Source organism: Streptomyces nodosus (assembly GCF_008704995.1).
Classification (GTDB): domain Bacteria; phylum Actinomycetota; class Actinomycetes; order Streptomycetales; family Streptomycetaceae; genus Streptomyces; species Streptomyces nodosus.
In genome coordinates, this window is record NZ_CP023747.1 from 2,196,350 (window position 1) to 2,208,636 (window position 12,287).

9 protein-coding genes are annotated in these 12,287 nt (G+C 70.9%); 1 reads left to right on the plus strand and 8 read right to left on the minus strand.

Features of this window, described 5'->3' with window-relative positions; genetic code table 11:
• Positions 1 to 7 precede the first annotated feature (7 nt).
• The 5 genes from CP978_RS10030 to CP978_RS36210 form a co-directional block, all read right to left on the minus strand.
• On the minus strand, positions 8 to 1,594 hold the full coding sequence (locus CP978_RS10030) for a Na+/H+ antiporter (RefSeq protein WP_043448357.1): 1,587 nt from the start codon (positions 1,592 to 1,594) through the stop codon (positions 8 to 10).
• 160 nt (positions 1,595 to 1,754) lie between these two features.
• Positions 1,755 to 2,222, minus strand: coding sequence for a GNAT family N-acetyltransferase (locus CP978_RS10035; RefSeq protein WP_043439542.1), 468 nt, complete (start codon positions 2,220 to 2,222; stop codon positions 1,755 to 1,757).
• Positions 2,219 to 3,163 (minus strand): RluA family pseudouridine synthase, encoded by a 945-nt coding sequence (locus CP978_RS10040; protein WP_043439544.1) that lies wholly within the window; start codon positions 3,161 to 3,163, stop codon positions 2,219 to 2,221. Before CP978_RS10040 ends, CP978_RS10035 begins: the two co-directional genes overlap by 4 nt.
• A 52-nt stretch (positions 3,164 to 3,215) precedes the next feature.
• Positions 3,216 to 3,842 carry a signal peptidase II gene (gene lspA / locus CP978_RS10045; RefSeq protein ID WP_043439547.1) on the minus strand — a complete coding sequence of 209 codons (627 nt, stop codon included), beginning with the start codon at positions 3,840 to 3,842 and terminating at the stop codon, positions 3,216 to 3,218.
• Between the two features lie 79 nt (positions 3,843 to 3,921).
• The gene (locus CP978_RS36210) at positions 3,922 to 5,820 is read right to left on the minus strand and encodes a TraR/DksA C4-type zinc finger protein (RefSeq protein WP_311775012.1); all 1,899 of its coding nucleotides are present in this window, start codon (positions 5,818 to 5,820) and stop codon (positions 3,922 to 3,924) included.
• 609 nt (positions 5,821 to 6,429) lie between these two features.
• On the opposite strand from CP978_RS36210, the gene ileS reads away from it, so the two are divergent.
• Complete coding sequence (gene ileS, locus CP978_RS10060; RefSeq protein ID WP_174498618.1) at positions 6,430 to 9,570, plus strand: isoleucine--tRNA ligase; 3,141 nt, start codon at positions 6,430 to 6,432, stop codon at positions 9,568 to 9,570.
• A gap of 198 nt (positions 9,571 to 9,768) precedes the next feature.
• On the opposite strand, the gene CP978_RS10065 is transcribed toward ileS, so the two are convergent.
• The 3 genes from CP978_RS10065 to CP978_RS10075 are packed head-to-tail and all read right to left on the minus strand — an operon-like array spanning position 9,769 to position 12,203.
• Positions 9,769 to 11,169 (minus strand): DivIVA domain-containing protein, encoded by a 1,401-nt coding sequence (locus tag CP978_RS10065; protein WP_043439551.1) that lies wholly within the window; start codon positions 11,167 to 11,169, stop codon positions 9,769 to 9,771.
• Between the two features lie 52 nt (positions 11,170 to 11,221).
• The gene (locus CP978_RS10070; protein WP_043439553.1) at positions 11,222 to 11,512 is read right to left on the minus strand and encodes a YggT family protein; all 291 of its coding nucleotides are present in this window, start codon (positions 11,510 to 11,512) and stop codon (positions 11,222 to 11,224) included.
• A gap of 49 nt (positions 11,513 to 11,561) precedes the next feature.
• Positions 11,562 to 12,203, minus strand: coding sequence for a cell division protein SepF (locus CP978_RS10075; protein WP_043439555.1), 642 nt, complete (start codon positions 12,201 to 12,203; stop codon positions 11,562 to 11,564).
• Between the last annotated feature and the right edge of the window lie 84 nt (positions 12,204 to 12,287).

Sequence of the window (12,287 nt, forward strand, 5' to 3'; positions counted from 1 at the left end):
CGGCGGCTCAGCGCAGGCTGCGCACATCCAGATGGCGCAGCACCCGGTCGACGATCTCCGGGTCCGCCCCCGCCTCGCTGCGCGCGGCCAGCACCTCCTGCCGTGCCGCGCTGAGCATCTCCCCCTGGATCCGGCGGAGCCGTTTCAGCCGGGTGACGCGCTGCCGGTGTGCCTCGCGCCGCTCCTCGTCCCCCAGTTCGGGGCTGATACGCACCCCGATGTCGAAGGCCCGCCGCACCAACTGCTCGGACAGTTCCTCCGGCAGTTCCTCGGCCGCCTCGATCTCCTTCAGCCGCTGTTTCGCCGCCCTGGCCGCGCGGATCGCCAGCGCCCGCTCGAATTCCTGCTCGACCTCCGTGTCGGCCTGCACCCCCAGCCGCTTCACCAGCCAGGGCAGCGTCAGGCCCTGGAGCACCAGGGTCGCCATGATCACCCCGAACGCGATGAAGACGATCTCGTCCCGGTCGGGGAAGGGCGCCCCGTCCTGCGTCCTGAGCGGGATGGCCAGGACCAGCGCCACCGAGGCCACACCCCGCATCCCGGACCACCACATCACGACGGTCTCCCGCCAGGTCATCGGGATGTCCTCGTCGTGGTCCCGCCGGGCGTGCAGCCGCTTGGTCAGCCAGGTCGCGGGCAGCAGATACACCAGCCGGACGAGCACCACGACGGCCACGACCGCGGCGGCCCAGCCGAGCATCTCGCCCCAGCGCCCGGACGCCGTCCGGATCGCATGGTGCAGTTCCAGCCCGATCAGCCCGAACGCGACCCCGGTGACCAGGGTGTCCACCACGTCCCAGAAGGTGTGTCCGGCGAGCCGCATCAGCACATCGTCCGGGTCGGTGGCGTACTCGGCCAGGAACAGCGCGGTGACGAGCACCGCCAGCACCCCGGAGCCGTGCAGCCGCTCCGCCAGGACATAGGACACATAGGGCACCAGCAGCGTCAGACCGACCTGCAGGGTGGCGTCGGCGAGCAGGTCCATCAGCTTGTCGGCGACCCAGCCGAGCGCGACCCCGACGACCAGGGCGACGACCGCGGAGAGCAGGAATTCCAGCACGGCCCCGGGCAGCGAGAACGTCCCGGTGACCACGGCGGCGATCGCGATGTGGTAGAGCACGATCGCCGTCACATCGTTGAACAGGCCTTCACCCTCCAGGATCGACACCAGCCGCCGGGGCAGCCCGAGCTGTCCCGCGACGGCGGTGGCCGCGATCGGGTCGGGCGGCGCGACCAGCGCGCCGAGCGCGACCGCCGCCGCGAGCGTCAGTCCCGGCACCACGGTGTGGGCGACGGCGGCCACACAGACGGTGGTGACGAACACCAGGGCCACGGCGAGCAGGAAGATCGGCCGTCTGTTGGCCGTGAACTGCCGCCAGGAGGTGCGGCGCACCGCGGCGTACAGCAGGGGCGGCAGCAGCGCGGGCAGGATCAGCCCGGGTGGGATGTTCACCTGGGGCACGAAGTCGAGCAGGGCCAGCGCGATACCGAGCAGGGTCATCAACACCGGTGCCGGTACCCCGAACCGGTCCCCGATCGGGACGCTCACCAGGGCCCCGAGCAACAGCACGAGCAACAGGGCCAGCTGTTCCACGGTCAGCGCTCCGGAGGGTTCGGCGTTCGACACGGGCGGTTTCCAGCCTGCCATGCCACCCCGCCGACGGGCCTCCGGCGCCTCCGGTCACCGCGAACGCCTCCGCCCCGGTCATGAGCGGGGCAGCGTCACCCTCCCGGTCACAGGGCCCCGGGGCGGGTCACAGAGCGCGGCGCATCGACCGGTGCGGTATCCCCGCGTCGGGGAACTCCGGCCCGTACGCCCGGTAGCCCAAGCACTCGTAGAACCCCAGCGCATGTGTCTGGGCGTGCAGGTCCACCGCCGAAAGACCCTGGTCACGTGCCGCGTCCTCGATCGCCCGTACGAGCGCCGCGCCGATACCGAGGCCGCGTGCCTCCCGGGTCACCGCGAGCCGGCCCAGGGAGCCCACGGAGGGGTCCCCGCCGTTCCTGGCCGCGGCGGCCTCCCCGGACAGCAGCCGGCCGGTGCCGAGCGGTACGCCGTCCTCCCGCAGGGCCAGCACATGCACGGCGTCGGCGTCATGGGCGTCGTACTCGATGTCCTCGGGAACACCCTGCTCGCCGACGAAGACCTCCTTGCGGACCCGGAAGCACGCCTCACGGTCGGCGAGGTCCGCCGCGACCCGCACGCGGTACGGGGCGCTCATGACCAGCTCTCCTCACGCACCGTGTCCAGCGCCTTCTGCAGGTCGGCGGGGTAGGCGCTCTCGAACTCCACCCACTGCGCGTCGCCGGGGTGCTCGAAGCCCAGCCGTACGGCGTGCAGCCACTGCCGGGTCAGGCCGAGCCGCCTGGCGATCGTCGGGTCCGCGCCATAGGTGAGATCGCCGACGCAGGGGTGCCGGTGGGCGGCCATATGGACCCGGATCTGATGGGTGCGCCCGGTCTCCAACTTGACGTCGAGCAGGGAGGCCGAACGGAACGCCTCGATGAGGTCGTAGTGCGTGACGGAGGGCTTGCCCTCGGCCGTGACCGCCCACTTGTAGTCATGGGTGGGGTGGCGGCCGATGGGCGCGTCGATGGTGCCGCTGGTCGGATCGGGGTGACCCTGGACCAGGGTGTGGTAGCGCTTGTCGACCGTGCGCTCCTTGAACTGCCGCTTGAGCGAGGTGTAGGCGCGCTCCGACTTGGCGACCACCATCAGTCCCGAGGTGCCGACGTCCAGACGGTGCACGATGCCCTGACGCTCGGCGGCACCGGAGGTCGAGATGCGGTATCCGGCGGCGGCGAGACCGCCGATCACGGTCGGGCCCGACCAGCCGGGCGACGGATGGGCGGCGACGCCGACCGGCTTGACGATCACGAGCACGTCCTCGTCGTCGTGCACGATCTCCATGCCCTCGACCGGCTCGGCGACCACCTGCACCGGGGCGGGCGCCGGCGGCATCTCCACCTCGAGCCAGGCGCCGCCGTGCACCCGCTCCGACTTGCCCACGGCCGTGCCGTCGACCAGCACCTTGCCCGCGGCGGCCAGCTCCGCCGCCTTCGTACGGGAGAAGCCGAACATGCGGGAGATGGCGGCGTCGACGCGCTCGCCCTCCAGGCCGTCGGGCACGGGCAGGGTACGGATCTCGGGAAGGGTGCTCACCCGTCGAGTATGCCGGACGGGTGAGACAGCGCCGTACGAGCCTCCCGGCCCCTCAGTCCTTGTGGATCGTCCCGTCCGGGTCGAGACCGCGGAAGGAGAGCAGCACGATCAGGGCACCGCCGCAGACGATCGCCGAGTCCGCCAGGTTGAAGACGGCGAAGCCCTTGGGCGCGATGAAGTCGACCACCGCGCCCTGGAAGACGCCCGGCGAGCGGAAGATCCGGTCGGTGAGGTTGCCCAGGGCGCCGCCGAGCAGCAGACCGAGCGCGATCGCCCAGGGCAGACTGTAGAGCTTGCGGGCGAGCCGGGCGATCACCACGATCACGGTGGCGGCGATCATCGTGAAGATCACGGTGAAGGCCTCTCCGAAGCCGAAGGCCGCACCCGGGTTGCGGATCGCCTCGAGCTTCAGCCAGTCCCCGATGATCCGGATCGGCGTGTGGTGCTCCAGCCTCGCCACCACGACCAGCTTGCTGACCAGGTCGAGGGCGTAGGCGAAGACGGCGACCGCGAACAGCACCGCGATCCGGCGCTTGCCCCGGGGGCGCTCGGCGGTGACGGCTCCCGTCCCCGCCGCGCCGGGGCCCTCGGCCGGGACCCGCTCGTCGGACTGCTCCGGTCCGGGCCCGGACGCGTCCGGGATATCCGGCGTACCGATGATGCGCTCCGCCTCTGTCAACGTGAGTCCCTCAACCTAGGTGCCTGACTGAGGACGAGACTACGACACCGCATGTCCCTGTCCGGTGTCCAGGACGGGATCACTGACGGCGTTCCTGCTTCTGTTTGCACTCCACGCACAGGGTGGCGCGCGGAAAGGCCTGCATTCGCGCCTTTCCGATGGGATTGCCGCAGCTCTCGCACAGTCCGTAGGTGCCGGCGTCGAGGCGCCCCAGGGCACGTTCGGTCTGTTCGAGCATCTCGCGCGCATTGGCGGCGAGCGCCATCTCGTGCTCGCGCGTGATGTTCTTGGTGCCGGTGTCGGCCTGGTCGTCGCCGGCCCCGTCCCCGGAGTCACGCATCAGACCGACCAGCGCCTGCTCGGACGCGTCGATCTCACCGCGCAGCCGAGTCGCCTCGGACTGGAGCTCCGCGCGCGCCTCGGACACCTCCTCGGGGGTCCAGGGGGTCTCGCCGGGGCGCACCGCCAGTTCGCCGGGCCCCGCCGCGACCAGCCGTGTCTGGGGGACCGTGCCGGAGTCCTTCGCCGCCGTGGCCGTGCCAGGAGTCTTCTTCGCAACCACCGTCGTGGCTCCCGTCTTTTTCGCGGCCCGTCGCGCGCCCGCCTTCTCGGCGGGGCGCTTCCCGGCCGCACGCTGGGTGAGGGTGCTTCTCGTGGTGCCGCCCTTCGCGGCACCGCTCGGTCCGGCAGCCGCCTCGGCCGAAGCCGGCTTCCCGGCGGAACTCTTCTTCCCCGCCGCCTTCTTCGCCACCGCCTCGCGCGACGAAACCTTCCCCGCCGCTATCTCCCGGCCAGAGGCCTTCTTCCCCGCCGCCTTACGAGGCGAAGCCTCAGCACCCGCCGCCCGGGCGACAGCCCCGCGAGCCACTGCATCCCCGGCAGAGGTCTTCTTCCCGGCCGCCTTGCGCGGCGAAGCCTCAGCACCCGCCTCGACGACAGCCTCGCCAGACACTTCCTCCCCGGCAGAAGGCTCCTTCCCGACCGCCTTACGAGGCCGCCCCGCCCCGGCCTCCTCAGTCACCGTCCCCGTGGCAGATGACTTCTTCCCGGCCGCGACCTTCTTGGCCGCCACCTTCCCGGGGGAAGACTTTCCCGCCACCGCCTTCTCACCGACGGCCTTCTTCCCCGCCGCCTTGCGCGGCGAAGCCTCGACACCCGCCGCGCCGGCGGCAGCCTCGCGAGCCACTGGCTCCTCGGCAGAGGTCTTCTTCCCGGACGCCCTTCGAGGCGAGGCCGTCCCGGCCACGGCCTTCCTGGCGGAAGGCTTCTTCTCGGCCGTCTTCTCGGCAACAGCCTTCTTCGCCGTCGGCTTCTCGGGCAGAGGCTTCCCGACCGCCGTCTTCCCGCCGGAGCTCTTCTTCCCCGCCGCCCTCCCGGCGGCAGGGTTCCCCACCGTCGTCTCCTCGACGGCAGCCCTTTCCCCAGCGGCTGGCCCCACCGAGAGACCCTTGCCCGCCGGCCTCTCGGCAGCGGCCTTCCGGCCCGTGGTCTTCCCCTTCCGGGCGTTCTTTCCTGCCGCGCTCCCGGAGGGGCTCTCCTTCGCCGCCGTCCTGTCGGCGACCGCCTTCTTCGCCGTCCCGGCGCCGGCCTTCTTCCCTGTCAGGGCAGACTCACGCTCCGCTGCCGTGGCTGAGGCCTTCTTCGCCGTCGCCCTGCCGGGGCGAGACCTCTCCGCCGTCTTCCCTGTGCCGGAGGTCTTCCCGCGGGCCGCCTCTGCCGTCGGGGCGGCCTCCGATCTCGCGCTTCTCCGCCGTGCGGCAGCCGGCACGGCCGTCCCCTTCCGGGCGGCCCCCGGCCTGCCCTTCCGGGCCGTCGCCGAGGCCGTGCCCCGCGTCCGCACCGACCCCACGGTGGGCCGCGCGGCGGCGTGGGCCGTCCGCGCCCCGTTGACGTCTCCGGCCGCCATACCGCCGGCGGCACCCGCACCCGCGGATCCTCCGGACGCCGACTGCTGTACGGCGATCTTCTTCGCCCTCATGGCCGCGGCCCCTTCACCCTCTGTGAACTCGCGCGCGAATCGTGCTGGGACGATAAATCGACTTCCGGCCCGCGGCAACGGGGCACGCCTACGATTCGCCCGCCACACGCGTGCCGCACGGCGAGCCTCCCTCCGTTGTGCCCAGCTCTCCGCCCGGTAATCCGTCGCACCCCGCTTCCAGGGACGCCGACACCGGCACCGCGCCATTCGGGTCACCCCGGCCCGGCGCCCCCGGGATGACCTGGACGAAGAAAACCGGTCCGCCGCGATCCACGGGGCGCCGTACACTGGGCGGAGCGAGAAGCGTGGATGGGGACGAGTAGCGCCGTACGCAGCCATGAGCGACCCGGGGACGGTGTGAGCCCGGGGGCCAGCGCGATGTGAAGATCACCCCGGAGCCGCCGGAAGAAAGCCCCCAGCACCGAGCCAGGGGCCGTAGAACCGGCATCGCGAACCCAATGAGGGGGCTCACCGGAGCGTACGACGCCACCGGGGAGCCAAGGAGGGTGGTACCGCGGGAGCGCGCCGCACACGGCGTGCGGGGAATGCACGAATCCCCCGGCTCTCGTCCCTCCGACGGAAGGCAGCACGTCCGCCGGAGGAAGCTCGTTGAACACAGAGCCGCAGTACCGCCAGGTGCCCGCCCAGGTCGACCTGCCCGCGCTCGAGCACGCCGTGCTCGACTTCTGGCGCGAGCAGAAGATCTTCGCCAAGAGCCTGGAGCAGTCCGAGGGCCGCCCCGAGTGGGTCTTCTACGAGGGCCCGCCCACCGCCAACGGCATGCCGGGCGCCCACCACATCGAGGCGCGCGTCTTCAAGGACGTCTTCCCGCGCTTCCGCACCATGCGCGGCTACCACGTGGGCCGCAAGGCCGGCTGGGACTGCCACGGCCTCCCGGTGGAGCTGGCGGTCGAGAAGGAGCTCGGCTTCAACGGCAAGCAGGACATCGAGGCGTACGGCATCGCCGAGTTCAACGCCAGGTGCCGCGAGTCCGTGGGCCGCCACACCGACGCCTTCGCCGAGCTGACGACCCGCATGGGCTACTGGGTCGACCTCGACGACGCCTACTGGACCATGGACCCCGAGTACGTCGAATCGGTCTGGTGGTCGCTCAAGGAGATCTTCGGCAAGGGCCTGCTGGTGCAGGACCACCGCGTCGCCCCCTGGTGCCCCCGCTGCGGCACCGGCCTCTCCGACCACGAGCTGGCACAGGGCTACGAGACGGTCGTGGACCCCTCGGTCTACGTCCGCTTCCCGCTCACCTCCGGTCCGCTGGCCGGCCGGGCCTCGCTCCTGGTGTGGACGACGACCCCCTGGACGCTGGTCTCCAACACCGCGGTCGCCGCGCACCCCGAGGTCACCTATGTGGTCGCGACGGACGGCGCGGAGCAGCTCGTCGTCGCCGAACCGCTCCTCGCCAAGGCACTGGGCGAGGGCTGGGAGCCGACCGGCGAGACCTTCACCGGCGCCGAGATGGAGCGCTGGACCTATCAGCGCCCGTTCGAGCTCGTTCCGTTCCCGGAGCCCGCCCACTACGTGGTGAACGCGGAGTACGTCACCACCGAGGACGGCACGGGTCTGGTCCACCAGTCCCCCGCCTTCGGTGAGGACGACCTCAAGGTGTGCCGCGCCTACGGCCTGCCCGTGGTCAACCCGGTACGCCCCGACGGCACCTTCGAGGAGGAGGTCCCGCTGGTCGGGGGCGTCTTCTTCAAGAAGGCGGACGAAAAGCTCACCGAGGACCTCCAGCAGCGCGGCCTGCTCTTCAGGCACCTCCCCTACGAGCACAGCTACCCGCACTGCTGGCGCTGCCACACCGCGCTCCTCTACTACGCGCAGCCGTCGTGGTACATCCGCACCACGGCCATCAAGGACCGTCTCCTGCGGGAGAACGAGAAGACCAACTGGTTCCCGGAGACCGTCAAGCACGGCCGGTACGGCGACTGGCTGACCAACAACATCGACTGGGCGCTGTCCCGCAACCGCTACTGGGGCACCCCGCTGCCGATCTGGCGCTGCGAGGAGGGCCATCTGACCTGCGTCGGCTCCCGCGCGGAGCTGACCGAGCTGACCGGCACCGACCAGTCGCAGCTGGACCCGCACCGCCCCTACATCGACGAGGTCACCTTCGCCTGCCCGCAGTGCGAGGGAACGGCCACCCGGGTGCCGGAGGTCATCGACGCCTGGTACGACTCGGGTTCGATGCCGTTCGCACAGTGGGGCTACCCGTACAAGAACAAGGAGCTGTTCGAGAGCCGCTACCCGGCGCAGTTCATCTCCGAGGCCATCGACCAGACCCGCGGCTGGTTCTACACACTGATGGCGGTCGGCACCCTGGTCTTCGACAAGTCGTCGTACGAGAACGTGGTCTGTCTGGGCCACATCCTCGCCGAGGACGGCCGCAAGATGTCCAAGCACCTGGGCAACATCCTCCAGCCGATCCCGCTGATGGACCAGCACGGCGCCGACGCGGTGCGCTGGTTCATGGCGGCCGGCGGCTCCCCCTGGGCGGCCCGCCGGGTGGGCCACGGCACCATCCAGGAGGTCGTCCGCAAGACCCTGCTGACCTACTGGAACACGGTCGCCTTCCAGGCCCTGTACGCCCGTACCTCCCACTGGGCGCCGAGCGAGGCCGACCCGGCCCCGGCGGACCGCCCGGTCCTGGACCGCTGGCTGCTGTCCGAGCTGCACGCGCTCACCGACCAGATGACGGAGGCGCTGGAGGCCTACGACACCCAGCGCGCCGGCAAGCTCCTGTCGGCCTTCGTCGACGACCTGTCGAACTGGTACGTCCGCCGCTCTCGTCGCCGCTTCTGGCAGGGCGACAAGGCCGCGCTGCGCACCCTGCACGAGGTCCTGGAGACGGTCACCCGGCTGATGGCGCCGATCACCCCGTTCATCACCGAGCGGGTCTGGCAGGACCTGGTCGTACCGGTGACTCCCGGCGCCCCCGAGTCGGTGCACCTGTCGTCCTGGCCGGAGGCGGACCTCTCCGCCGTCGACCCGGAACTGTCGAAGCAGATGACGCTGGTGCGCCGCCTGGTCGAACTGGGCCGCGCCACCCGCGCGGAGTCGGGCGTCAAGACCCGCCAGCCGCTGTCCCGGGCGCTGATCGCGGTGGCCGGCTTCGAGTCGCTGGACCCGGAGCTGCACGCACAGATCACCGAGGAGCTGAACGTCTCCTCGCTGGCGTCGCTCTCCGAGGTCGGCGGCTCGCTCGTCGACACCACGGCCAAGGCGAACTTCCGTGCGCTGGGCAAGCGCTTCGGCAAGCGCGTCCAGGACGTGGCGAAGGCCGTCGCCGGCGCCGACGCGGCGGCGCTGTCCCTGGCGCTGCGCGAGGGCACGGCATCGGTGGAGGTCGACGGCGAGACGATCAGCCTGGCCCCCGACGAGGTGATCATCACGGAGACCCCGCGCGAGGGCTGGTCGGTGGCCTCCGACTCGGGGGCCACGGTGGCCCTGGACCTGGAGATCACCGAGGAGCTGCGGCAGGCGGGCCTCGCCCGGGACGCGATCCGGCTGATCCAGGAGGCCCGCAAGAACAGCGGCCTGGACGTCGCCGACCGCATCGCGCTCCGCTGGACCGCGACGGACCCGGCGGTCATCGCGGCCCTGAGCGAGCACTCCGGTCTGATCGCCGACGAGGTCCTCGCGACGGACTTCGCCCAGGGCGAGGCGGACGGCACCTACGGGGAGCCGTTCACCGACGAGTCCCTCACCCTGACGTTCCGCCTGCACAAGGCCTGACGCTCGCACCGAAGGCCCGGGCCGCCGGATGTTCTCCGGCGGCCCGGGCCTTCGGCGTTGCGTGCGCACGCACACCCGCTCCCCCACCCGAACACCTGAGGCAGGAGTTCCGGACGCGCGTAGCACAAGGGCGGGGCCCCGGATCGATCCGGGGCCCCGCCCTGAAGGCTGCCGACGCCTACGTCGTACTCACTGCTGTCAGTTGTCGTCCTCGTCGATGAGGAACCCGCGCATCGGCGAGGGTGCCTGGCCCATCGGCGAGGGGCCCTGCGGACGGACCGGCGCCATCGGCTGGGTCATCGCCGGGGACATCTGCTGCTGACCGCCGAAGGACGGCGGGGGCGGTGCCGGAGGGCCGCCCATCGGCTGGCCGCCACCGTACGACGGGGCACCCGCACCTGCCGGAGCCATCGACGGCGTGGCCGGCGAAGGCAGGGAGGGCGCTGCCGGGGTGCGCGGCGGGGCCAGCGAGTCGTCGGCCTGGGTCTCCAGCTGACGCAGCTGCGACTCCAGGTACGACTTCAGCCGCGTGCGGTACTCGCGCTCGAAGCCGCGCAGGTCCTCGACCTTGCGCTCCAGCGTGGCGCGGGCGGACTCCAGGGAGCCCATCGCGACACGGTGCTTCTCCTGCGCGTCCCGCTCCAGGGCGTCGGCCTTGGCCCGGGCGTCGCGCTCCAGACCCTCGGCGCGGCTGCGGGCCTCGCCGACGATCTTGTTGGCCTCGGAGCGGGCCTCGGCGATCGCCTGGTCGGCGGTCTGCTGGGCCAGCGAGAGGACACGCGCGGCGCTGTCGCCACCGGGACCCTGGCCGGGCATGCCCGGACCACCGGGACCACCCGGGCCGCCCATGGGGCCACCCATCGGTCCGCCCATGGGGCCACCCATGGGCTGCTGCATCGGAGGCTGACCCATCGGGCCGGGACCCTGACCCATAGGACCAGGCCCCTGCCCCATCGGACCCTGGCCCATCGGGCCCTGACCCATAGGACCCTGGCCCATCGGGCCCTGTCCCATCGGACCCGGACCCTGACCCATAGGACCCTGCCCCATAGGACCGGGGCCCTGGCCCATAGGACCTTGACCCTGGCCCATCGGCCCCTGGCCCTGACCCATCGGGCCCTGCCCCTGACCCATCGGGCCCTGCCCCTGACCCATAGGACCCTGTCCCTGACCCATGGGACCCGGACCCTGGCCCATAGGACCGGGTCCCTGCGGACCGCCCTGACCGCCGCCGGGGCCGGCAGGCAGCTGCGGTGCACCGCTCGGCAGCTGGGGCGGGCCACCCATGGGGCCACCCATCGGCTGCTGCGGCGGGCCCGATATGCCGGCGGGCACGGGAGCACCCGGACCTCGCATACCCTGCGGCGGCTGCTGCTGGTCCTGCCCCTCCGGGGGCTTGCGCATGTTCTGCTGGTTCTGCGCGGCGGCACGAGTGGCGGCGGCCAGCTTGGCGCGCAGATCCTCGTTCTCCCGCAGCAGGCGGGTCAGTTCGGCTTCGACCTCGTCGAGGAAGGCATCGACCTCGTCCTCGTCATAGCCTTCTCGGAGGCGGACGGTCGTGAACTGCTTGTTCCGCACGTCCTCGGGGGTCAACGGCATCTCTTCACCTCAACGTAGTCATCGGCAGTCGGCAAGACCGTATCGTCCACGTTCACCTCGCGAGATTCCCCACGATGGACAGCAGGATGTAGACGATGATCATCAGCACGAAGAAGGACAGGTCGAGCGCCACGCCCCCGAGACGCAGCGGCGGGATGAACCGCCGCAGAAGCTTCAGCGGTGGATCGGTGACAGTGTAGGTGGCCTCCAGAACGACCACCATCGCCTTGCCGGGTTGCCATGAGCGGGCGAACTGGAACACATAGTCCATGACCAACCGGAAAATCAGCACGACGAGGAAGCACATCAGGACGATGTAGACAACCTCCAGGAACACACCCATGATCTGTGCTTCCCTCTCCCCTTGTTCCCGCGCTCTCCGGTGATGCGTCTCAGCTCTGGTTGAAGAACCCGCCCTCTGCGATGCGGGCCTTGTCCTCCGCCGTGACATCGACGTTAGCAGGCGAGAGGAGGAACACCTTCTGCGTCACTCGTTCGATACTGCCGTGAAGACCAAACACCAAACCGGCCGCAAAGTCGACAAGTCGCTTCGCGTCCGTGTCATCCATCTCGGTCAGATTCATGATCACCGGCGTGCCCTCGCGGAAGTGTTCCCCGATGGTACGGGCCTCGTTGTAGGTCCGCGGGTGCAGCGTGGTGATCCGGTAGGGCTCTCGCTCGGACACGACCTTGGGCATGATCACCGGCGCATTCTTTTCCAGGCTCTGGCGTTCTTGTGTGATGGATGCCACGGGCGCGATGCGAGCCGGACGCCCCGATTCCGCCGGGAGCGAAGCGGGTTGGGGAACCGGGTCGCGCTGCGCCGGAGGCTGGACCATGCGCACCGATTCATCCCTTTGGGACTGAAGTGCCTGGTGTGACTGATGTGACGGCTCATGCCGTCTGCGATCCCGCTCGGGCTCCGGGTCGAGTTCGGGCTCGAAGTCGTCGTCGGGGTCGAATCCCCGGCCGTCGTACCCATCGTCCTCCACGAGGCCGAGGTAGACCGCCATCTTGCGCATCGCGCCGGCCATGCTCTGAGTCCTCCGCTCTGTGGTGGATCCGCGACGACCGCCAAGTGCCCGCGATCCACAAGGTCGTTACGCCCGCTATCGGCT